Below are 22,631 nucleotides of genomic sequence, written 5' to 3'. Positions count from 1 at the left end.
GTGCCGTCTCAGGCCTTGCGGTAGGAGGCGTCGAGGTCGCGTGCCTCGACCGAGAGGTGCAGGGCGGGCCCGCTGACCGTACGGAGGTGGCCGGTCAGCAGCTCCAGGACGGATTCGGTGAGCCGGGCCTTGGTCTCCGGGGTGCGGCCGGGCAGCAGCGAGATGTCCACGTGCACGAGCGCGTCCCCGTCCGGCGCGTCCGCCACCACCGTCTCCTCGGCCCGCCGGAAGCGGGTCTTGCAGGCGGCGATCTTGGTGTTGACGGTCTCGGCGACCAGCGGGTGCAGCGCGAGGGCGAAGGCGGGCCGGTCGAAGGCCTCGTCGAGCTCGGCGGAGTAGTCGACGGTGATCTGCGGCATGGCGGGCTCCAGGGTGGTCGGGCGGTGGGCGGACACCGCCCACCCTTCCCCGTACCGGCGAGGACGCACAACAGCGATTCACTATGTGGGCCGGGTCCGGGGCGCTGTCACTTCAGCAACTCCCCGTGCAGCGCCAGCGCGAGGCCCGCCTCCGCGCTGTCCGCCCGGCCCTGTTCGAAGGCGCGCCGGTACGCCGCGTCGCCGACGGCCTCCCGGGCGCGCCGTTCGCAGGCCTCGCGGACCGGGCCCAGTTCGGGGGTGCCGCGCTGGGGGTGGCCGACCATGCGCCAGTAGACCTGTCCGGTGCCGTAGACGCGGGCGGCCCTGGCCCCTTCGCCCTGGGCGGCGATGGCGGCGGCCAGGATGTCCAGGCCGAGTGCGATCCCGAAGCGGTCGCGGAGCCGGTGCTTGCCGGCGAGCATGGCCCGGGCGTGCGCGGCGGCGGGGGCGGCACGGCCCTGGAGCAGGGCGATCAGGGCGAGTTGGTAGTCGACGTAGGAGCGGGTCCAGCACTCGTCCTGGGCGTCGCAGGCCGCGCGCAGCACGACGGCGGCCGACGCGGCCTCCTCCAGCCGGCCGAGGCCGGTGAGGGCGAAGACGGTGATGAGGTGGCAGCGCAGCCGGTAGGCCGCTTCGAGCCGGGTGCCGGAGGCGGTGGTGCGCAGTACCCGCTGCGATTCGCGCAGCCCCTTCTCGGGTTCGCCGGTCATCAGGTGGGTGAGGCCGCGCAGATAGGCGGCGGCGAGGATGCCCTCGTCGGTGCCGTCGGCGGCGGCCGCCCGAACGCACTCCGCGCCGATCCGTTCGGCGGCCGGGTAGTCGCCCTGGAGGAGCACGCAGATGCCGAGCACCCACAGGACCCGGGTGCGGTGGGGGCCGCGGTCCGGCCCGATGTCCAGGGCGCGCTGGGCGTACCCCCGGGTCTGGGGCAGATGGCCGCAGCAGCACCAGAAGAAGCCGATGCGGCCGGCCATCTCCTGGGCGGCGGTCGGGTCGTGGGCGAGGAGGTGGTCGAGCGCGGCGCACAGGTCGGCGTGCGCCTCGGCGATGCGGTGGTACCAGAGGATCTGGTCGTCGCCGGTCCAGCCGGCGTGGGCGTTGCGGGCGAGGCCGAGGAAGCAGGCGGCGTGGCGGTCGGCGGCGGCCCGTTCCTCGCCGAGTTCCGCGAGCCACATCCGGCCGTACTCGCGCAGGGTGTCCAGCATGCGGTGGCGGGTGCCGTCGCGGGTGACGACGGACTTGGCGACCAGGCCGCGCAGGGCGGTGCGGACGCCGTCGCCGGCGAGGGGGCCGCCGGCGCAGACGGTGACGGCGGTCTCCTCGTCGAACTCGCCGCGCAGCACGGTCAGCCGGGCCCACAGGAGCCGTTCGAGCGGGGTGCACAGTTCGTGGGACCAGCCGATGGCGGTGCGCAGGGTGCGGTGGCGGACCGGGCGGAGCGTGGCGTCGGCGAACACGTCGAGCCGGGAGCCGAGGCGCTGGGCGATGTCCTGGACGCTCTGCCGCCCGACCGCTGCGGCCGCGAGCTCGATGGCGAGCGGGATGCCCTGGAGCCGGCGGCAGATCTCGGCGGCGGCCTCGGCGGTGCCGGGTTCCCGGAACGGGGTGGCGGGGGTGGCGGCCGCGGCCCGTTCCCGGAAGAGGGTGAGCGCGTCGGCGGCGCCGTCGACGGGCAGCGGGTCGACCTCGACGAGCTGTTCGCCCCGCAGGTCCAGGGGCTGGCGGCTGGTGGCGAGGACGGTGAGGCCGGGCGAGGTGGTGAGGATCTCGCCGAGGAGGTGGGCGCAGGCGGGGCGCAGGTGCTCGCAGGAGTCGAGGACGAGGAGGAGCTGTTTGTCGGCGAGCCATTCGCACAGCACGTCCATGGGCGGGCGCAGGGTGTGGTCGCTGAGCCCGACCGCGTCGGAGACGGTGGCGAGGAGGAGCTCGTCGTCGTACAGCGGGGCGAGATCGGCCCACCACACGCCGTCGCGGTAGCCGGGTTCGGCGCGGCGGGCGGCGCGCAGGGCGAGCCGGGTCTTGCCGACGCCTCCGGTGCCGGTGAGGGTGGTCAGCCGGCCGGTGGCGAGGGCGTGTTCGAGCCCGGCGAGCTCGGCCGTCCGTCCGACAAAGCTGGTCGTCTCCTCGGGGATGTTGCTGGCCATCGTCACCGTCGCTGCACAGGTGGAGCGGCCGGTCCCGGTCCCCGCGCCCGCACGGCCCGGCGAGGAGGACGCCGGTGCGTGCGGAGGGGGCCGGGACCGGCCGGGTGGAGTGGGAGGCGTGCCCGGGGGTGCGGTGGAGCGACGCCCCCGGGCGGCCGCCTCTACGGTAGTCCTGTGAGGGTCAGCGCAGGGTGAACACCGCCACCGTGCGGCCCGGAACGGTGAAGCTGCCCGAACTCCGCTCGTACGAGGACCGCTTGACGATAGGATCCGCGCCCTTCGCCTGGACGGGGTGCAGGACGTAGTCCTGGCCGGCCGGCGCGACGGCCTTCTGGGTGGTGGTGCCGGGGGTGGCGTTGAACACGACGACGAGGCCGCCGAGCCGCATGGTGATCACGCCGGGGGTCTCGTCCTTGCCGGAGAGCGGGAAGGAGAGGCGGGACTGCACCTGCGCGGCGGAGGCCGGACCGAAGTCCTTCTCCGTGGTGCGGATGGTGAGCAGGTCCCGGTACGCGGCCGAGGCGCCGTTGATCTGTGCGCAGCCGGGGGTGATCGTCGCGTTGGTCAGCAGGGGTTCGGCGTAGGGCCACTTGTCCTCGTTGTCCGCGGCCGGCGGCAGTCCGCGCCCGAAGCCGTTGCCGGCCCGGCAGTCCCAGTGCAGGGCGTTGAACCAGTCGCCGCTGTCGAAGGAGTTGCGGTCCAGCGACTTGGAGCGCAGCAGGTCGGTGCCGGCCTGGGAGAGCGCGGGGCCCTGCGAGAGGGTGGCCGTGGCCATGGCCAGGACCTGCATGCGGGCCCGGTCGGCGGCCGGGGTGCCCGCCGGGAGCTTGAAGGCGAGCGTGTCGTACAGGGTCTCGTTGTCGTGGGCGTCGGCGTAGGCGAGGGCGTCGCCGGGGGCGTCGGCGTAACCGGCGGGGGCCCCGTTGTAGTCGACGCCGGAGCCCTTGACGGTGTTCCCGGAGGTGTCGGTGAAGGTGTAGTCGGCGAGGTTGCCGGTGAGGCCGACCTTGATCAGGTCCTGGTAGTGCAGCAGGCGGGCCTTCTGCTCGGCCTTCGTACCGTTGGCGGTGGAGGTGTTGGGGTCGGTGTAGAGGCCGGTGGCGAAGCCCTGGACGCCGGGGTCCTCGTCGAACGGGGAGCCGCCGCGTACGGCGTCGCGGGCCCGGTCGGAGAAGGTGGCGATGCCGGTGCCGGCCATGTTCTTCTGGGTGGCCTGGACGAAGCGGGCGTCGTCGGCGATCTCGCCGAAGTTCCAGCCCTCCCCGTACAGGATGATCTTCTCGCCGTCCACGCCGTCCCTGGCGACGGTCAGCGCGTCGAGGGCCTTGCGGACGGCCAGGATGTTGGCCTTGGGGTGGTGGCCCATCAGGTCGAAGCGGAAGCCGTCGACCTTGTACTCCTTGGCCCAGGTGACCACCGAGTCCACGACGAGCTTGCCCATCATGGTGTTCTCGGGGGCGGTGTTGGCGCAGCAGGTGGAGGTGGCGACGGTGCCGTCCTCCAGGAGCCGCTGGTAGTAGCCGGGCACGATCCGGTCGAGGACGGACTTGTCGTCCTGGCCGGAGGCGACGGTGTGGTTGTAGACGACGTCCATGACGGTCCGCAGCCCGGCGCCGTTGAGGCCCTGCACCATCTGCCGGAACTCGACGGTGCGCTTCGTGCCGTCGGGGTCGGAGGCGTAGCCGCCCTCGGGGACGGTGTAGTGCAGCGGGTCGTAGCCCCAGTTGAAGGCGTCCTTCGCGGCGGTCTTCGCCACGCAGGCCTGTTGTTCCGCGGAGTCGGGGGCGTAAACGGACAGGTCGCAGGCCGGCTTGTGCTGGTCCTTCTTCTTCTCGGGGACGGTGCCGATGTCGAAGGCGGGCAGCAGGTGGACGTAACTGGTGCCGGAGGCGGCGAGCCGCCCCAGGTGCTTCATCCCGTCGGAGCGGGTGTCGGTGAACGCCAGGTACTCGCCGGGGTGCTCGGAGGTGGGGTCCGCGATGGAGAAGTCGCGGATGTGGAGCTCCTGGATCTGTGCGTCGCGCAGCGGCACGGCGGCGGGCTTGCGGAGCGTGTCCCAGCCCTCGGGGGCGAGCTCCGGGTTCTCCAGGTCGACGACGAGGCTGCGGGCGGAGTCGGCGGTCAGGGCGGTGGAGTAGGGGTCGGTGACCTTGTTGGTGACGAGCTTCTGGACGGTGGGCGCCCAGACGTTCACGACGTACCGGTACGGCTTGCCGTTCCAGCTCTTCCTCCCGGTGACGGACCAGACGCCGGTGCGGTCGTCGCGCCGCATGGGAACGGTCCTGCCGTCGAGTTCGAGGGCGACGGTACGGGCGGTGGGCGCCCACACCGAGAGGGTGGGGGTGCCGTGGCGGAAGACCGGGCCGAGGGCGGCGCCGCTCGCCTTCGCGCCGTAGAGGTCGTCGAGCACGCCGGCGCTCTGCACCCCGGTGGCGGCGAGCAGGGCGCCGTCGGCGGCGCGCTGGGTGGCGATGAGCTGGCCGCGCAGGGCCTCGCGGACGCGGTCGCGGTCCCGGGCGTCGACGGTGAAGGCGGGGTAGTCCTTGAGGTGCGGGTACTTCGCCTTCTGCGCGTCGGTGAGCGCGGACGGGGTGAGGCGCAGCCACTGGCCCTCGTCGCTCAGGGCGCCCTCGACGACGGAGATGCCGCCCTTCTCCGCGTAGACGAGCTGCTGGCTGGTGGCCTCGGTGGCCTTGACCTTCCAGACGACGGTGCCGGCGTCGATCCACTGCGCCTCGGCCTTGGTGAGGTCGGGCGCCGGGATGCCGCCGGCCTGCGGGAGCAGGTAGCCGGACCGGCCGCCGAGCAGCCAGACCTCGTGGCCGTACGTGGCGAGGTCGAGGGACTGGTCGCCGGGCAGGTCCTTCTCGTCGCCCCGGTGCAGGATGTAGCTGAGCGAGGTGGCCCCGTCGGTGAGCGGGACCTCGAAGGTGAGGCCGGAGGCGTCCTTCTTCACCGGCTGGAGCGGCTCGGCCCAGTCGGTGGGGTCCTCGGCGCCGGTCCAGGTGTGCAGCCCCCAGCCGTCGTAGTCGCCGTCGGCGCGGTGGTAGTGCAGGACGGCCTTGGTGGGGTCCTGGGCGGGGTAGGCGCCGTCGGGCGCGGTGTCGGCCTGGCCGTCCTCGCCCTGCGCGATCCACACCTCACCGGTCCTGGCGAGGTCGACGGCGCGTTCGGGCCCGTCGGCGGTGCCGGTCCTCTCGACGGTGTACGGGACGGTGGCGGCGCCCTCGGGCACCTTGATCCAGGCGAACGCGCCGTAGGCGTCGCGGCCGGCGAAGGCGGCGGTGGTCCCGCCGGACTTCGCCTGCCAGCCGTCGTAGTCGCCGTCGGCGCGCTTGTAGTGGATGACGGCGTACTCGCGCGCGACGGCGACGGGCTCGGCGGGGGCGGGCGCCTGTCCGGCGGTGGACGAGGCGGTGGCGCTCGCGGTGCGGCCGGCGCGGTCGACGACGACGGCCTTGTAGTACAGGGGCGTTCCGGCGGCCGTCCTGTCGCTCAGCGTCTGGGTGACCTTGTACGGGGCGTGGTCGGCGGTGCCGAGGGTGGTCCACTCGCCGTTGCCGGTCCGGGCGGCGAAGACGACCCGGTTGAGGGAGCCGCCGCCCACGTCGGCGGTCAGCTCGACGGTGCCGGTGGCACCGGCGGCCGGGGCCTTCAGGGTGACGGAGGGCCTGGTGGCGGGGGCGGCGAGGGGCTCCGCGGCGCGGAGCACGGTGCTCGACAGGGCCGGGACGGTGACGGTGATCCTCTTGTCGGCGCCGCTGCGGACCGTGCCGGAACCGCCGTACAGGGTGCGGAAGTCCATGCGGGCGGACCCGGTGGGCAGCTCGACGGTCTTCGCGGCGGTGCCGTTGTTGACGGCGACGACGTACTCGGTGCCGCGCGCCGCGTCCGTACGGGAGAAGGCGTAGACGGAGCCCTCGGCGTACCGCTCGGTCTGCACGCCGTCGCGCAGCGCCGGGTTGTCGCGGGTCAGCTTCGAGAGGGCGGCGATGGTGCGGTAGAGCGGGTGCTTCTCGTCGTACGCGTCGGAGGCGTGCGTGCGGTCGGTGCCCAGCTCGTCGTCGTCGAGGTAGTCGGCGGTCTTCGAGGCGAACATCGTCTGGCGGGCGTCCTTGTCGCCGCCCGCGCCCGTGAAGCCCTGCTCGTCGCCGTAGTAGACGACGGGGTTGCCGCGGCCGAGGAACATCAGCTCGTTGGCGAGTCCGGCGCGCTTGACCAGCTCCGCGTCACCGGCCTTCGGGTTGTCCTGCTTCAGGAAGGTCCCGATGCGGCCCATGTCGTGGTTGCCGAGGAAGGTCACCTGCTCGTAGGCGTTGGCCTTGTCGGTGGTGTAGCGGTAGTCGTCGGCGAAGACGGCGGCGAGCTTCGAGGCCGGGGCGCCCTGCGAGGCGTAACTCCGGGCCGCCTCCTGGAACGGGAAGTCGAGCGTGGCGTCCAGCCGGCCCCGGGTGACGTAGGGCGCGGTGACGGCGGTGTCCGAGGAGTAGACCTCGCCGAACATGAAGAAGTCCTCGCGCCCGTGCTTCGCCGCGTACGCGTCGAGCGCGGTCGCCCACTGGGTCCAGAAGTCCATGTCGACGTGTTTGACGGTGTCGATCCGGAACCCGTCGATGTCGAAGTCGCGGACCCACTTCTCGTAGATCCTCTCCATGCCGGAGACGACCTCGGGCCGCTCGGTCCACAGGTCGTCGAGCCCGGAGAAGTCGCCGTACGTGGTGGACTCGCCGGCGTAGGTGGAGTCGCCGCGGTTGTGGTACATCGTCGGGTCGTTGAGCCAGGACGGCGTCTTGCCGCCGCCGCTCACCGGCTTGTACGGGAAGGAGTCGGCGTCCACCTCCGCCATGCCCGCGCTGTCGTCGAAGGGGCGGCCGTCGCGGTCCAGGTAGGGGTAGGCGCCCTTGGGCTTGTAGCCGTAGGTCTTCTCGGCGTAGTCGACGGTGTCGGCGGTGTGGTTGGTGATGACGTCGAAGAAGACCTTCATGCCCTTGCGGTGGGCCTTGTCGATCAGCTTCGTGAGGTCGGCGTTGGTGCCGAAGTGCGGGTCGACCTGGGTGAAGTCGGTGATCCAGTAGCCGTGGTAGCCGGCCGAGGCGTCCTTGCCGGTGCCCTGGACGGGGCGGTTCTCGAAGATCGGCGCCAGCCAGAGGGCGGTGGTGCCGAGCCCCTTGATGTAGTCGAGGCGGCTGGTCAGCCCCTTGAGGTCGCCGCCCTGGTAGAACCCCTTGTCGGTGGGGTCGTAGCCGGTCTCCAGGCGCGAACCGGTCAGCCCGCCGCGGTCGTTGCCGGTGTCGCCGTTGGCGAACCGGTCGGGCATGACGAAGTAGAACTGCTCGCGGGTCAGGTCGTGCCGGGTGGCCTCGGCGGCCAGCTCGGTGTCCGAGGGCGCGGCGGGCGGCCGTGCCGCGGCGGCGGGCAGCGCGGGCACCAGGGCCGCGCACAGGGCGGCCGCGACGACGGCGGTCGCCGTTCTGGGCGCGGGCACGCGCGGGTACGGACGTTTCACTCGGACTCTCCTCGCGGGGGTACGGGGGTGTGCGGGGCCGGACGGGCCGCTGGGGGACGGCCCGTCCGGCGGGTGGGGGCGGGAAGGTCAGCCGCGCCAGACGTCGGCGGTCAGGGTGACCTTGCCGGAGGACGGCACCGTGGCCGTGCGGTTGGCACCGCTCTCCCAGGTGACGTTGCCGCTCGCGTCCTTGCGGACGTACTTGTACTCGAACGTGGTGCCCGCGGGCATGTTCACGTCGAGCTTCCAGACCGGGTACGTGGCCGGGTCCAGCTTCGGCGCGGAGGCCGGGTTCCAGTTGCCGAGGGCGGGCTGGTTGCCGGTGACGTAGATGTTCTGGCCGGGCTGGGTGGTGGCGTTGACGCCGAAGGAGGCGCCGGAGGGGCCCGTGCCGGGGTCGGTCGGGTCCGTCGGGTCGGTGGAGCCGCCGCCGCAGGTGCGGGCGCCGGTGTGCAGGGCCAGGGCGGTGTCGGCGCCGAGGGTCGCGGTGAACCGGCCGGAGCCGTCGACCGTGACGCCCCTGCCGGACTGGATGTCGCAGTAGTCGCCGGCGGGCAGCGAGGTCTGGAACGTCCGGGTCAGCGAGGAGCCCTCGTGGTTGATCGCGACGTACGCCTTGGAGCCGCGGCCGAAGGCGATCCGGTCGCCGCCGTCGTCCCACCAGTCGGTGACGGACTCGCCGCGCGCGGTGTTGCGGAAGCCGACCATGGAGGAGATCTCGCGCCAGGCGTGCTGGCACTTCCAGCCGTCGCTGTAGCAGGCGTTCACCTGACCGCCGTTCGGCGGACCCGCGTCCTTGTCGGACCACTCGTAGCCGGAGTGGACGTCGGGCGAGCCGTAGGGCCAAGCCAGCATGAACACGCTGGCCAGCGTGTAGTTCGCGCCGTTCTTGTAGTTCAGCGTCTCACCGTTGCGCTCGGTGTCGTGGTTGTCGACGAAGACCGCGGCCTTCGAGGAGGACATGAAGCCCCAGCCCTCGCCGAAGTTCCTCAGGTTGGCGAGGTTCTCGTTGTTGAAGACCTGCTTGAGGCTGCGGGCGTAGCGGAACTCCTGGACGTCGCCGGAGCCGGCGTACTCGTCGGGCGAGACGGCCTCGCCACCGCCGTAGATCGCCTCGTGCTTCCAGTAGACACCGGAGTTGCTCAGCCGGGACTTGATGTTGGCGAGGTCACCGGCGGGCATGTGCTTGGCCGCGTCGATGCGGAAGCCGTCGACGCCCAGCGACAGCAGGTCGTTGAGGTAGCCGGCGATCTTGCCGCGGACGTAGTCCTCGCCGGTGTCGAGGTCGGCGAGGCCCACGAGTTCGCAGTTCTGGACGTTGCCGCGGTCGCCGTAGTTGCTGATCGTCGACTGGCAGTCGTTCATGTCGTTCACCGAGTAGAGACCCGGGTAGTCGTACTTGCCGTACGAGGACCCGCCGGTGCCCGTGCCGGAACCGGCCGACATGTGGTTGATGACCGAGTCGGCGATGACCTTGACGCCCGCGCCGTGACAGGCGCTGACCATGCGGGCGAAGGAGGTACGGTCGCCGAGCCGCCCGGCGATCTTGTAGCTGACCGGCTGGTACGAGGTCCACCACTGGCCGCCCTGGATGTGCTCCTGCGGCGGCGAGACCTGGACGAAGCCGTAACCGGCCGGGCCGAGGGTGTCCGTACACGCCTTGGCGACGGAGTCGAACTTCCACTCGAACAGGACGGCGGTGACGTCCTTGGAGCCGGGGGCGGATGCCGAGGCCGTCGTGGCGGGGACCACGAGGGCGGCGGCTCCCGCGACGAGGGCGAGCGCGGCAGACAGCAGTCTGCTGGCCATGTCTTCCTCCTGCGGTGGGGGAAATGCGGGTGACGGTTCAGAGGCCGGCGGGTCGCCTCGGACCGGGCGGCCACGGTCCGGCACCCGATCCGGGACAACCCGGCAACCTCAGCCTCGTACGGCAACGCGCCCTGCCCTCAAGGCTCCTGAAGGTTCTTGCTGCAAGAATGCAAACCTTGCCGCAGCGAGACCGTACGAGCCCGGCAGGTCCCGGTCAACCCTTTGGATATCCCCCGCTCACATCAACGAAATACCGCAGATTTCTTCCTGCAAGCTCTTACGCAAGACATTGCAGCCCTGTTACGTTTCTCCCGACTCCGGTCCGGTCGGCCGGGGGTCCCGGCACGCCGGGCCCCACGCGCCCGGCCGGCCGGGCCGGTCGGAGAACAAGAGGGGCACCGGGAGTCACACTCCCCGCCGGCCCGCCCGGGCCGACTTCCGGTGCCTCTCCTGTACGCGTGTCCGCGCCCCGGCCCGCCGTGCCCCGCCCGCCGGACCCCGCCTAGGATCGGCTCCCATGCGCACCGGCCGGCCCCTGACCAAGCGCGGACGCGTCTTCGTCCGCATCGCCGTCGTCTTCGTGCTGCTCGTCTCGCTCGGCGGCGGGCTCGGGCTGGCTGTCGAGGGCATCGAGGGCCGGGGCGCTCTGCGCGACGGACCCGTCGGCTCCCTGGTGCCCACGGACCGCACGTGCGGCAAGGAGTCCTGTACCTGGATCGGCACCTTCACCAGCACCGACGGCTCCGTCACCGCGCGGAACGTCGAGCTGAGGGACGCCGTCGACGTGCGCCGCGGTGACCCCGCGCCCGCCCGGATCGACGACGTGCGGCTCGCCGAGGACTCCGAGGCGGCGTACACCGCCGACTACGGCTGGCACGGGCCCGTCCTGAAAGGCGCCGTCCTCGCCCTCGTGGGCCTCGCGGTCGCGGTCGGGCTCGTCCTGATGCCGCGCCGGCAGCGCGCCGCCGCCGTGCCGGCCCGGCCACGGCCCGCCGGGAACGCATGAGGGCCGGGTCCCCCCTCCGGACCCGGCCCCGCACGCACCGCCTCACGCGCTCCGCAGCGCCGCCGTCGAGCCCCGTACCACCAGCTCCGGCTGGAACACGTACTCCGTGCGCTGCACGGGGCTGCCGCCGATCTCCTCCAGGAGCGCGCCCACCGCGGCCGCCGCCATCGCCTGCACCGGCTGGCGGACCGTGGTCAGCGGCGGGTCGGTGAAGGCGATGAGCTGCGAGTCGTCGAAGCCCACCACGGACACCTCGCGCGGCACGTCGAGCCCGCGGTCCCGGGCGGCCCGCACCACGCCCAGGGCCATCAGGTCGCTGCCGCAGACGATGCCGGTGCACCCCCGGTCGAGCAGCGCGCCGGCCGCGACCTGGCCGCCCTCCACGCTGAACAGCGTCGAGCACACGAGGAGTTCGGCGTCCGCGCGGTCCAGGCCCAGGAGCGAGCCCGCGGCGTCCACGAACCCGTCCCGCTTGCGCCGGGAGGGCACATAGCGCTGCGGTCCGATGGCGAGACCGACCCGGCGGTGGCCGAGTTCGGCGAGGTGGCTCACGGCCATCCGCACGGCGGCGTGGTCATCGGGCGAGACGAACGGGGCGCTGATGCGCTCGTTGTAGCCGTTGATCAGGACGAACGGCACGCCGCGCTCGGTCAGCGCGGCGTAGCGCGCCGGGTCGGCCGAGGTGTCGGCGTGCAGCCCGGACAGGAACACGATGCCGCCGACGCCGCGCTCGACGAGCTGCTCGACGAGTTCGTCCTCGGTGGCCCCGCCGGGCAGCTGGGTGCAGAGCACCGGCGTGTAGCCGTGTCCGGCGAGGACCTGCTCCACGGACTGGGCGAACGCCGGGAAGATCGGGTTGGTGAGCTCGGGGGTCACCAGCCCGATCAGGCCGGCGCTGCGCTGCCGCAGCCGCACGGGCCGTTCGTAGCCCAGGATGTCGAGCGCCGCGAGCACCCGCTGCCGCGTGGTGTCCGCGACGCCCGGCTTGCCGTTGAGGACCCGGCTGACGGTCGCCTCGCTGACGGACGCCTGGCCGGCGATGTCCGACAGCCTCAGCGCACCGCCCGCGCCGGGGCCCCGCGGCAGGGGGACGGTCGTCACACCGTCCACCACACCGTGGTGTCCGCGGGCAGCTCGACCGTGTCGCCGTCGGTCTCGACCGGGGCGCTGGACAGCAGGACCGTGCCCGGTACGGGGATGCGGACCGGGGCGCCCGTGGTGTTGACGGTGCAGACGAAGCCGGGGCGGGCGAAGGCCAGCAGCCCCGCCGGGACGTCCAGCCACCGCACGTCGGCACCCGCGCCGAGCCCGGGGTGCGCCCGGCGCGCGGCGATGGCGGCCCGGTACAGCTCCAGGGTGGAGCCGGCCGCGCCGGTCTGCGCCTCGACGCTCAGCTCGCCCCAGCCGGTGGGCTGCGGGAGCCAGCTGCCGCCCGCGCCGAAGCCGTACGAAGCGCCCTCGCGGGTCCACGGGATGGGGACGCGGCAGCCGTCGCGGAAGCCGTCCTGGCCGTCGGCCCGGAAGAACGACGGGTCCTGGCGGGCCTCGTCGGGCAGGTCGGTGACATCGGGCAGGCCGAGCTCCTCGCCCTGGTAGACGTAGGCGGAGCCGGGCAGCGCGAGCATCAGCAGGCTGGCCGCGCGGGCCCGGCGCAGGCCGAGCTCGCGGTCGCCGGGGGTGCGGATCTGGGTGCCGAGGCCGGGCGGGTTGGCGAACCGGGTGGCGTGCCGGGTGACGTCGTGGTTGGAGAGCACCCAGGTGGTGGGGGCGCCGACGGGCCGCATCGCGTCGAGCGAGCTGTCGATGACCTCGCGGAGCGCGGCGGCGTCCCAGGCGGTGGCCAGGTACTGGAAGTTGAACGCCTGGTGCATCTCGTCGGGGCGCACGTAGTTGGCGGTGCGCTCGACGGTCGGGGTCCAGGCCTCCGCGACCGCGATCCTCTCCCCGGGGTACTCGTCCAGGATGGTGCGCCAGCTGCGGTAGATCTCGTGCACCCCGTCCTGGTCGAAGAACGGCATGACGTCGTTTCCGAGGAGCTTCAGCTGGTCGTGGGTGCCGAGGTCGGGCAGCCCCTCGGCCTTGACGAGGCCGTGCGCGACGTCGACGCGGAAGCCGTCGACGCCCATGTCGAGCCAGAAGCGCAGGATCGAGCGGAACTCGTCGGCGACGGCCGGGTGCTCCCAGTTGAAGTCGGGCTGCTCGGGTGCGAAGAGGTGGAGGTACCACTCGCCGGGGGTGCCGTCCGGGTTCACCGTACGGGTCCAGGCGGGGCCGCCGAAGATGGACTCCCAGTCGTTGGGCGGGAGTTCGCCGTCGGCGCCCTTGCCGGGGCGGAAGTGGTAGCGGTCGCGCAGGGCGGAGCCGGGCCCCTCGGCGAGCGCGCGCTTGAACCACTCGTGCTGGTCGGAGGAGTGGTTGGGCACCAGGTCGACGATGATCCGCAGACCGAGGCCGTGGGCGTCGCGGATCAGCGCGTCGGCGTCCAGCAGGCTGCCGAACATCGGGTCGATGGCCCGGTAGTCGGCGACGTCGTAGCCGGCGTCGGCCTGCGGGGACGCGTAGAACGGGCTGAGCCAGACCGCGTCGACGCCGAGCTCCCTGAGGTACGGGAGTCTGGCGCGTACGCCTGCGAGGTCGCCCATGCCGTCGCCGTCGCCGTCGGCGAAGCTGCGCGGATAGACCTGGTAGATCACCGCGTCCTGCCACCAGCCGGTGCGGTGGCCCACGGCGTCGTCGGACGTGCCGGTGGAGGGGGCAGCGAGGTGCTGGGTCATGTCGTCCCTGGGGTGTCTGGGTGGGGGGTGGCGCCGGGACCGGGTCGGGATGCCGGCGCCACCGTGACTGGTGCGTGCGGGTCGGGGCGTACGGGCGTGCTGCCGCTCAGCCCTTGACGGCTCCGGCGGACATGCCGGTGACGAGGTGCTTCTGCGCGAACAGGAACACCAGGGCCGCGGGTATCGCGATCAGTACGGACGCGGCGGTCATCGGACCCCACTGGGCGCCGTACTGGTTGACGAACAGCTGGAGTCCGCCCGCGAGGGTGAGGTTGTCCTCCCCGACCATGAAGGCGGAGGCGTACGCCACCTCGCCCCAGGCGGTGATGAAGGAGTAGAACGCGGTGACCGCGAGGCCCGGCTTGGCCAGCGGCAGGATGAGCCGCCAGAACGTGCCGAACGGGGTGAGGCCGTCGACCTGCCCCGACTCGTCGATCTCGCGCGGGATGGTGTCGAAGAAGCCCTTCATCATCCAGGCGCAGAACGGCACCGAGATGGTCAGGTACGTGATGACGAGACCGGCGGGCTTGTTGAGCAGCCCCATGCCCGCCATGATGTTGTAGATCGGCACGATGAGGACGGCGACCGGGAACATCTGGGTGATCAGCAGCGTCCACATCAGCCCGCGCTTGCCGGGGAAGCGGAAGCGGCTGACGGCGTAGCCGGTGGAGGCGGAGACGATGACGCCGATGAGCGTGGTGAGGCCCGCGACGAGCAGCGAGTTGCCGAACCAGGTCAGGAACTTCGTGTCCTGGATGAGGTTCGTGTAGTTCTCGAACGTCGTTTCCTTGAAGAAGTCCGTGGTGGTGGCGAGCTCGGCGGGCTTCAGCGAGGTGAGCAGGACCCACAGCACGGGGAAGACGGCGATCACGGACGCGACGATCAGCGTCAGGTGCAGTGCGGTGGAGGCCAGCGGCGAACGCTCGCCGCGCGGGCGGACCCTGGCCGGGCGCGTCGCGGAGCGCCGCGCGGCGGGGGCGGGTGCGGGTGCGGTGGGGGCGGGTGCGGTGGTCACCAGTCGTCTCCCTGGGTGCGCAGGACTCGCCGGTAGACCGCGGCGAAGATCAGCAGGAGTACGAGGATCAGCACGCCCCAGGTGGAGGACTGCGCGAAGTCGCGCGGGCTGATCTCGAAGGAGAACTTGTACGCCTGGGTGACCAGGATCTGGGTGGCCTCGCCGGGTCCGCCGCGGGTGAGCAGGAAGATCACCGGGAACATGTTGAAGGTCCAGATGGTGGAGAGCAGGATCACGGTCGTGGAGACCGGCCGCAGTCCGGGCAGCGTGACATGGCGGAAGCGCTGCCAGGCGGTGGCGCCGTCCATCTCCGCGGCCTCGTACTGCTCGCTGGGGATGGACTGGAGGCCGCCGAGCAGGGCGACCATCATGAACGGCACGCCGAGCCACACGTTGACGACGATGACGGAGACCTTGGCGATGGTGGGGTCGCCCAGCCAGTCGATCCCGTCGATGCCGCCGCCGGCGAGGATCTTGTTGAGCAGCCCGCGGTCCTGGTTGTAGAGGAAGCGCCAGGCGAAGACGGAGACGAAGCCGGGGATGGCCCAGGGCAGGATGAGCGCCATCCGGTAGGCGGAGCGGCCGGCGATCCTCCGGTTGAGGATGTTCGCCAGCGCCATGCCGAGGCCGAAGGTGATGGCCACGCAGGAGATCGTCCACACCAGCGTCCACCCGAGCGTGCCGAGGAACTGGTCGCCGGTGAGGGCGTCGGCGTAGTTGTCCAGGCCGACGAACTCGTACGTGGCGGGCAGGTGGTTGACACCGATGGACCGTGCGACGTTGCGCTCGTTGGCGTCGGTCAGCGACAGGTAGATGCCGCGGACCAGCGGGTAACCGATGATCACGCCGATCACGACGACGACCGGGGCCACCATCGTCCAGGCGTACCAGTGCGTCGACAGGGCCCGCCGTATCCGTCCCGGCGGCGGGGGGTTACCAGTACCGCGGCTCCGGCCGCGGGCGACGTCGTCGCCCGCGGCCTTCGCCACCGACTGGCTGGTGTGGACAGCCATCAGCCGGCCTGCCTTCCTGAGTTACTTCCAGCCCTTGAGGAGCTTGCGGTAGGAGTCGCCGGTCGCCTTGACCGCCTTCTCCGGGGTCGTCTGTCCGGTGAGGACCTTGGTGTACTCGGTGACGAGCGGCGCGAAGAGGCTGCCGGTCTCCGGGATCCAGGGGCGCTCGACGGCGCTCTCGACGACCGGCTTGAAGAAGCCGACGATCTCGTTGTCGACGACGGCCTCCTTGGCGTAGGCGGAGGTGCGGGTCGGCAGGAGGTTCAGTTCCTTGGTGACCTGGGCCTGCGTGTCGGCGGAGGTCATGTAGTCGACGAAGGCGTAGGAGGCGTCCAGGTTCTTGGAACCGGCGTAGACGGCCAGGTTGTGGCCGCCCTGCGGGGCGCCCTGGGCGGCGGAGCCGGCCGGGACCGGGGCGACGCCCAGGTTGGCCTTGTCCTTGAACTCCTTGCCGGTGTACGTGTCGGCCACGGCCCACGGGCCGTTGATCATCATCGCGACGTCGCCGTTCTTGAACGACGCCTGCATGTTCTCCCAGCCGTCGGTGGCGTCCGTCTTGGCGGTGCCCGAGTCGACCAGGTCCTTGACGACCTTCATGGCCTTGACGCCGGCCGCGTCGTCGATGGTGACGGCCTTGTCGGTGGCGCTGACCATGTCGCCGCCCTCGCCGTACAGGAAGGACAGGAACCAGTAGGCGTCGTCGCCGCGCAGGTAGAAGCCGGTCTTGCCGGTCTTCGACTTGATCTTCTTGGAGACGGACTTCAGCTCGTCGATGGTGGTGGGAACCTCGACGCCGGCCTCCTTGAAGATCTTCTTGTTGTAGAAGACGCCCATGGAGTCGATCACCTGCGGCACCGCGTACGTCTTGCCGTTGTACTGGGTGGACGCGGCGGCCTGCTTCAGGAAGTCGTCCTGCTTCTGCAGGGCGGGGGTGCCGTCGAGCGGGGCGAGGTAACCGAGGTCCGCGAACTCCGGCGTCCAGGCGACCTCGGAGCGGATCACGTCGGGGGCGCCGGAGCCCGCCTGCGCCGCGTTCTTGAACTTGTTCTGCGCGTCACCGAAGGGCACGTTGACGTACGTGACGTCGACCTTCGGGTGCAGCTTCTCGAACCCCTCGGCGATCTTCTTGAAGACCTTGTCCTCACTGCCCGCGGTGGAGGTGTCCCACCACGTCACGGTGCCGGAGAGCTCGCCGGAGCTCTTGGAGGTGCTGTCGGACTTGTCGTCGCTGCCGCAGGCGGTCGCCGCGAGCGCCAGGGCCGCGACCAGGGCGGTGGCCGTTATGCCACGTCGCATCTGAACTCCTTCAACTGCCGTACCGCTCCGTCGCGGCGCCGGGTCGACGTGAACGTAACAAGGATGAAAGACGACCGAAAGACCTTGCGGAATATTTCTGCAAGCTCCGGTGATCGTTACATTGGCGTGTCCGCAAGGTTGCCGTCAAGCCACTTGACGAAACTCCCCGACCCCTGCCACAGAGGGCCCACCAGCCCCGATTCAGCAGTGCGACGATCTGACCGCAGCAGACGAAGCGGGCCCGCAAGACCTTGCAAGACGTTGCCATCGGAGGCCACGGGCCGCCGCTCCGGGCACCTCGGGGCGGTCCCTCCCGATTCCTGCGCATGGTGGGCAATCCGACCCGCTCCCGGTACAGTCCATTGCCATGACCGCACGGCTTGCCGATATCGCAACTCAGGCGGGGGTCAGCGAAGCGACGGTCAGCCGCGTACTGAACGGCAAGCCCGGGGTAGCCGCTGCCACCCGCGAATCCGTCCTCGCCGCGCTCGACGTCCTCGGCTACGAACGGCCCGTACGTCTGCGCAGGCGCAGCGCGGGGCTCGTCGGCCTGATCACGCCCGAGCTGGAGAACCCGATCTTCCCGGCGCTCGCCCAGGTCATCGGGCAGGCGCTGACCCGGCAGGGCTACACCCCCGTCCTGGCGACCCAGACCCCGGGCGGCTCCACCGAGGACGAGCTGACCGAGATGCTGGTCGACCGGGGCGTCTCCGGGATCATCTTCGTCTCCGGGCTGCACGCCGACACCTCCGCCGACATGGGCCGCTACGAGCAACTGCGCGCCCAGGGCGTCCCCTTCGTCCTGGTCAACGGCTTCTCGCCCAAGGTGCAGGCACCTTTCATCTCCCCGGACGACCGGGCCGCGATGCGGCTGGCGGTGACGCACCTGGTGTCGCTGGGCCACACCCGGATCGGACTCGCGGTCGGCCCGAAGCGTTTCGTGCCCGTGCTCCGGAAGATCGAGGGCTTCCACGCCACGATGCGGGAGCAGTTGAACCTCACGGCGGACGAGGTCGAGGAGCTGATCCAGCACTCCCTGTACGCGCTGGAGGGCGGTCAGGCCGCCGCGTCCGCGCTGATGGAGCGGGGCTGCACGGCGGTGGTGTGCGCGAGCGACATGATGGCGCTCGGCGCGATCAGGGCCGCCCGCCGGCTCTCCCGCGAGGTCCCGCGCGACCTGTCGGTCGTGGGTTACGACGACTCGCCGCTCATAGCGTTCACCGACCCGCCGCTGACCACGATCCGCCAGCCGGTCACGGCGATGGGCCAGGCCGCGGTGCGCACGCTCCTGGAGGAGATCGGCGGCACCCCCGCCCCGCACAGCGAGTTCGTCTTCATGCCGGAGCTGGTCGTACGCGGCTCCACGGCCGCGGGCCCCGGGCCGGACACGGCCACCACGACCCCGCCCGCTCTTCCAGGATCGCACGCCGGCGCGTAGGCGTCCTGTCGCACGCGGGCGGGCGCCGCGGAGGCTTCCGCCCGCCCGTTTCCGCCTGCCCAGGGAGCCCTTCCGCCCGCCTTCAGGCGCCCCGCCGGACGTGCAACTCGCGCCCCGCCGGAGGATCATCGGGCAGAGAGGGCGAATCTGGCAGACTCTGTCCCTATGGGTGAATTGAGCGTGAAACGACAGGAAGGCCGCACGGAGGCCACCCCCTCACCCATCGTGAACGAGGCGGCCCCCGAGGCGAACACCAAGCAGACCGGTCACGCACCCGGGCTCGGCAGGGCGCTCGACAGGCCACTCCATCACGTCATCTCCCGGCTGCGCTCCCCCCGGTCGCCCCGGCGGCCCCGTCTCTGGTTCGAAATCCTGCTCGTGGCGGTGAGTTACTGGCTGTACTCGCTGGTGCGCAACGCGGTTCCCGAGCAGAAGGCCGCCGCGCTGGCCAACGCGGACTGGCTGTGGTCGGTCGAGCGCTTCCTCGGCATCGCGGTCGAGGGGTCGGTCAACCAGGCGGTGAACTCGGTGACATGGCTCATCGTCTCGATGAACTACTACTACGCGACCCTGCACTTCATCGTCACGATAAGTGTGCTCGTATGGTTGTTCCGTCGGCATCCGGGCCGGTACGCGGCAGCCCGCCTGGCCCTGTTCGCGACCACGGGTGTCGCTCTCCTCGGCTACTACCTGTACCCGTTGGCGCCGCCCCGCCTGATGAACGGCGGCCACTTCATCGACACGGTCCTGGTCCACCAGACCTGGGGTTCGATGGCCTCGGGCAACTTCAAGAACATGTCCAACCAGTACGCGGCGATGCCCTCGATGCACATCGGCTGGTCCCTGTGGTGCGGCCTCACCGTCTTCGCCCTGGCCTCGGCCCCCTGGGCCCGCATCCTGGGACTGCTGTACCCCATGGTCACCCTGGTCGTCATCGTGGCGACGGCTAACCACTTCTGGCTGGACGCGGTGGGCGGCATGGCCTGCCTGGCCTTCGGCTACGCGGTGTCCTACGCGTGGTACGGAGCGCTGCCGCACCACCTCCCGAAACGCATCCCGCCGAAGGCGGGACGGCGACCGCGCCTCAGCGCGCTCGGGCCCCAGCGACGCGAGACGGCACTTTCGAGCCCCTCCGGCGATTGAGGAGCGGGGTCCGGGGCAGCGCCCCGAAAACCCCCGGCGGCCACGCGGTCACCCCCCGTAGAACCGCTCCTCCACGACCCCCCGCGCCCGCCGCGTGACCCGGCGGTAGTCGTCCAGCATGTCCCCCACGTGCCCCTCCTCGTACCCCAGGTACCGCCCCACCGCGGTCAGCTCGCGCGGCACCGAGGGGAACGTGTCGCCCGGCCGCCCCCGTACGAGCATCACCGCGTTGCGGACCCGTGTGGCCAGGACCCACGCCTCGTCCAGGGTCCGGGCGTCCTCCTCGGGGATGAGGCCCGCCGCACAGGCCGCGGCCAGGGCGGCGCGGGTACGGGTGGTGCGCAGGCCCGGCACGGAGCGGCCGTGCTGCATCTGCATCAGCTGGACCGTCCACTCGACGTCGCTCAGCCCGCCGCGCCCCAGCTTCGTGTGGAGTGCCGGGTCCGCGCCGCGCGGCAGCCGCTCGGACTCCATCCGGGCCTTGAGCCGCCGGATCTCGCGGACCGCGTCCTCCCCGAGGCCGCCCTCCGGATACCGCAGCGGGTCGATCAGCGCGACGAAGTCCGCCCCCAGCTCCCGGTCCCCGGCCATCGGCTCGGCCCGCAGCAGGGCCTGGCTCTCCCAGCCCAGCGACCAGCGCCGGTAGTACGCGTCGTACGACTTCAGGGTGCGTACGAGGGGCCCGTTCCTGCCCTCCGGGCGCAGGTCCGGGTCGATGACGAGCGGCGGGTCCGCGGTGGGCAGCTGGAGGAGCCGGCGCATCTCGGAGACCACCCGGCTCGCGGCCCGGCTCGCCTCCTGCTCGTCGACGCCCTCGCGCGGCTCGTGGACGAAGAGGACGTCCGCGTCGGAGCCGTAGCCCAGCTCATGCCCGCCGAAACGGCCCATGCCGATGACCGCGAACCGGGTGGGCAGGGTGTCGCCCCACTCCGCGCGGACGGCGGCCCGCAGCGCGCCGGCGATGGTGACGGCGTTGATGTCGGTGACGGCGCCGCCGACCCGGTCGACGAGGGCGCCGGGGTCGGACTCGGCGGGGCTGTCCTCCGTACCGTACGAGCCGATGAGGTCGGCGGCCGTCGTGCGGAACAGCTCGCGCCTGCGCACCCCGCGCACCACCGCGACGGCCGTCTCCGCGTCGTCCGCACGCCCGACGGCGGCCAGCACCTCCTGCTCCAGGTGCTCCCGGCTGCGGGGAGCGAGGCCCTGCGGGTCACCGAGGATGGAGACGGCCTCGGGGGCGCGCAGCAGCAGGTCGGGGGCGAGCCGGCCGGCCGACAGCACCCGGGCGAGGTTCTCCGCCGCAGCGCCCTCGTCGCGCAGCAGCCGCAGGTACCAGGGGGTCTTGCCGAGCGCGTCGGACACCTTGCGGAAGCCGAGGAGCCCGGCGTCCGGGTCGGCGGAGTCCGCGAACCAGCCGAGCAGCACGGGCAGCAGGGTGCGCTGGATGGCGGCCTTGCGGGAGACCCCGGAGGAGAGGGCCTCCAGGTGGCGCAGCGCGGCCGCCGGGTCCTCGTAACCGAGGGCCACGAGACGGGCGGTGGCGGCCTCGGTGCTGAGCCGGGACTCGCCGGGCGCGAGCTGGGCGACGGCGTCGAGCAGCGGCCGGTAGAACAGCTTCTCGTGCAGCCGGCGCACCACGGAGGCGTGCCGCCGCCACGCCTGGTTGAGCTCGGCGATGGGGTCGGTGCGCAGCCCGAGGGAGCGGCCGAGACGGCGCAGGTCGGACGCCTCGTCGGGGACGAGGTGGGTGCGGCGCAGCCGGTAGAGCTGGATGCGGTGCTCCATGGCACGCAGGAAGCGGTAGGCGTCGTCCATCTGGACGGCGTCGACGCGCCCCACGTAACCGCCCCCGGCGAGCGCCCCCAGCGCCTCCAGGGTCGATCCGCGGCGCAGGTCGGGGTCGCTGCGGCCGTGGACGAGCTGGAGGAGCTGGACGGCGAACTCGACGTCCCGCAGCCCGCCGGGACCCAGCTTCAGCTCCCGGTCGACGCGGTCGGCGGGGATGGTGTCGACGACGCGGCGGCGCATCTTCTGCACGTCGGGGACGAAGTTCTCCCGGTCGGCGGCCTGCCAGACGAGCGGCGACACGGCCTCGAGGTACTCGGCGCCGAGCGCGGCGTCACCGGCCACCGGCCGGGCCTTCAGGAGCGCCTGGAACTCCCACGTCTTGGCCCAGCGCTGGTAGTACGCGAGGTGCGAGGAGAGCGTGCGCACGAGGGGCCCGTTGCGGCCCTCGGGGCGGAGGTTGGCGTCGACGGGCCAGATGGTGCCCTCGACGGTCGTGTCGGAGCAGATCCGCATGAGGTGGGAGGCGAGCCGGGTGGCGGCCTGCATGGCCTTGCTCTCCTCGGCGCCGTCGGCCGGTTCCGCGACGAAGATGACGTCGACGTCGGACACGTAGTTCAGCTCGTGGCCGCCGCACTTGCCCATCGCGATGACGGCGAGCCGGCACCGCGCGGCGTCGTCGGGGGCGGCGGCGGAAGCGATGCGGAGGGCGGCCCGCAGGGTCGCGGTGGCGAGGTCGGCGAGTTCGGCGGCGGTCTCGGCGAGGTCGGTGGTACCGCAGACGTCCCGGGCCGCGATGGACAGCAGGCACCGCCGGTAGCCGACGCGCAGGGCGTCCCGGTCGTCCGCCCCGGCCAGCTCCCGCTCGAATTCGGCGACCCCGGGGTGCAGATCGGCGGCCTCGTACGTGACGAGCGCCTGCCAGTCCCGGGGATGGCGGGCCAGATGGTCGCCGAGCGCCTCGGAGGCCCCGAGCACCCCGAGCAGCCGGTCCCGCAGGGGCTTGGCGGTGACGAGGGTGTCCAGCAGGATCTGCCGCTCCCCCGCCTCCTCCGCCTCGACGAGCCGGACCAGGCCGCGCAGCGCGAGATCGGGGTCGGCGGTGGCCCCGAGCGCGTCGAGGAGCACGGAATCGGTGCGTACGGAGGAGAGGTCGGGCAGGTCGAGGAGGCGTTCGGCGGCGGACGGGTCGGTGAAACCGTGCCGCAGCAGTCGGGTGAACGTGCTGCTCCTGCGCCCCGGCACCATGGTCATCCCGCGCTCTCCCGCTCGCCGTCCGATCAGCTTCCAACTTCGAAGCCTATGGCCTTTCGTTCGGATCAGCCCGCGAGCCCGGCCCGGTC

13 protein-coding genes are annotated in these 22,631 nt (G+C 71.9%); 3 read left to right on the top strand and 10 right to left on the bottom strand.

Annotated elements, in window-relative coordinates; genetic code table 11:
• Positions 1–8 precede the first annotated feature (8 nt).
• From ABZ564_RS10870 to ABZ564_RS10855, 4 genes are all read right to left on the bottom strand, one after another.
• A complete protein-coding gene (locus ABZ564_RS10870; protein ID WP_360853035.1) occupies positions 9–359 on the bottom strand; it encodes a 5-carboxymethyl-2-hydroxymuconate Delta-isomerase in 351 nt (116 codons plus the stop codon).
• A gap of 107 nt (positions 360–466) precedes the next feature.
• On the bottom strand, positions 467–2,503 hold the full coding sequence (locus ABZ564_RS10865) for an NB-ARC domain-containing protein (protein ID WP_360852984.1): 2,037 nt from the start codon (positions 2,501–2,503) through the stop codon (positions 467–469).
• Positions 2,504–2,684: 181 nt separating this feature from the next.
• A complete protein-coding gene (pulA, locus tag ABZ564_RS10860) occupies positions 2,685–8,009 on the bottom strand; it encodes a pullulanase-type alpha-1,6-glucosidase (RefSeq protein WP_360852981.1) in 5,325 nt (1,774 codons plus the stop codon).
• A gap of 87 nt (positions 8,010–8,096) precedes the next feature.
• Positions 8,097–9,818 (bottom strand): carbohydrate-binding module family 20 domain-containing protein, encoded by a 1,722-nt coding sequence (locus ABZ564_RS10855; protein ID WP_360852978.1) that lies wholly within the window; start codon positions 9,816–9,818, stop codon positions 8,097–8,099.
• A 517-nt stretch (positions 9,819–10,335) separates the two neighbouring features.
• Here ABZ564_RS10855 and ABZ564_RS10850 point away from each other — a divergent pair.
• Positions 10,336–10,824, top strand: coding sequence for a hypothetical protein (locus tag ABZ564_RS10850; protein WP_360852975.1), 489 nt, complete (start codon positions 10,336–10,338; stop codon positions 10,822–10,824).
• Between the two features lie 42 nt (positions 10,825–10,866).
• On the opposite strand, the gene ABZ564_RS10845 is transcribed toward ABZ564_RS10850, so the two are convergent.
• The 5 genes from ABZ564_RS10845 to ABZ564_RS10825 form a co-directional block, all read right to left on the bottom strand.
• Positions 10,867–11,937, bottom strand: coding sequence for a LacI family DNA-binding transcriptional regulator (locus ABZ564_RS10845; RefSeq protein ID WP_360852970.1), 1,071 nt, complete (start codon positions 11,935–11,937; stop codon positions 10,867–10,869).
• Complete coding sequence (locus ABZ564_RS10840; protein ID WP_360852967.1) at positions 11,922–13,598, bottom strand: alpha-amylase family glycosyl hydrolase; 1,677 nt, start codon at positions 13,596–13,598, stop codon at positions 11,922–11,924. Before ABZ564_RS10840 ends, ABZ564_RS10845 begins: the two co-directional genes overlap by 16 nt.
• 106 nt (positions 13,599–13,704) lie before the next feature.
• Positions 13,705–14,511: a carbohydrate ABC transporter permease gene (locus tag ABZ564_RS10835; protein ID WP_360853032.1), complete on the bottom strand. Its 807-nt coding sequence runs from the start codon at positions 14,509–14,511 to the stop codon at positions 13,705–13,707.
• Between the two features lie 98 nt (positions 14,512–14,609).
• Positions 14,610–15,626, bottom strand: coding sequence for a sugar ABC transporter permease (locus tag ABZ564_RS10830; RefSeq protein WP_360852963.1), 1,017 nt, complete (start codon positions 15,624–15,626; stop codon positions 14,610–14,612).
• A 21-nt stretch (positions 15,627–15,647) separates the two neighbouring features.
• A complete protein-coding gene (locus tag ABZ564_RS10825) occupies positions 15,648–16,922 on the bottom strand; it encodes an extracellular solute-binding protein (RefSeq protein ID WP_360852960.1) in 1,275 nt (424 codons plus the stop codon).
• A gap of 367 nt (positions 16,923–17,289) precedes the next feature.
• Between ABZ564_RS10825 and ABZ564_RS10820 the strand changes: the two genes are divergently transcribed.
• On the top strand, positions 17,290–18,360 hold the full coding sequence (locus ABZ564_RS10820) for a LacI family DNA-binding transcriptional regulator (RefSeq protein ID WP_360852957.1): 1,071 nt from the start codon (positions 17,290–17,292) through the stop codon (positions 18,358–18,360).
• Between the two features lie 225 nt (positions 18,361–18,585).
• Entirely contained in the window at positions 18,586–19,503 is a 918-nt protein-coding gene (locus ABZ564_RS10815) for a phosphatase PAP2 family protein (RefSeq protein WP_360853029.1), read from the top strand.
• A gap of 48 nt (positions 19,504–19,551) precedes the next feature.
• Here the strand turns inward: ABZ564_RS10815 and ABZ564_RS10810 are convergent, their stop codons facing one another.
• Positions 19,552–22,542, bottom strand: coding sequence for a bifunctional [glutamine synthetase] adenylyltransferase/[glutamine synthetase]-adenylyl-L-tyrosine phosphorylase (locus tag ABZ564_RS10810; protein WP_360852953.1), 2,991 nt, complete (start codon positions 22,540–22,542; stop codon positions 19,552–19,554).
• Between the last annotated feature and the right edge of the window lie 89 nt (positions 22,543–22,631).

Origin of the sequence: Streptomyces sp. NPDC019224, assembly GCF_040632605.1 — a bacterium.
Classification (GTDB): Bacteria; Actinomycetota; Actinomycetes; order Streptomycetales; family Streptomycetaceae; genus Streptomyces.
Note: the sequence above shows the minus strand (reverse complement) of the source record. Positions and strands in the feature narration are given on the sequence as shown.

Bases quoted from the DNA above. Each gene is read 5' to 3' on its own strand.
- ABZ564_RS10870 (WP_360853035.1), bottom strand. From the start codon at position 359: ATGCCGCAGATCACCGTCGACTACTCCGCCGAGCTCGACGAGGCCTTC.
- ABZ564_RS10865 (WP_360852984.1), bottom strand. From the start codon at position 2,503: ATGGCCAGCAACATCCCCGAGGAGACGACCAGCTTTGTCGGACGGACG.
- ABZ564_RS10855 (WP_360852978.1), bottom strand. From the start codon at position 9,818: ATGGCCAGCAGACTGCTGTCTGCCGCGCTCGCCCTCGTCGCGGGAGCC.
- ABZ564_RS10850 (WP_360852975.1), top strand. From the start codon at position 10,336: ATGCGCACCGGCCGGCCCCTGACCAAGCGCGGACGCGTCTTCGTCCGC.
- ABZ564_RS10840 (WP_360852967.1), bottom strand. From the start codon at position 13,598: ATGACCCAGCACCTCGCTGCCCCCTCCACCGGCACGTCCGACGACGCC.
- ABZ564_RS10830 (WP_360852963.1), bottom strand. From the start codon at position 15,626: ATGGCTGTCCACACCAGCCAGTCGGTGGCGAAGGCCGCGGGCGACGAC.
- ABZ564_RS10825 (WP_360852960.1), bottom strand. From the start codon at position 16,922: ATGCGACGTGGCATAACGGCCACCGCCCTGGTCGCGGCCCTGGCGCTC.
- ABZ564_RS10820 (WP_360852957.1), top strand. From the start codon at position 17,290: ATGACCGCACGGCTTGCCGATATCGCAACTCAGGCGGGGGTCAGCGAA.
- ABZ564_RS10810 (WP_360852953.1), bottom strand. From the start codon at position 22,542: ATGACCATGGTGCCGGGGCGCAGGAGCAGCACGTTCACCCGACTGCTG.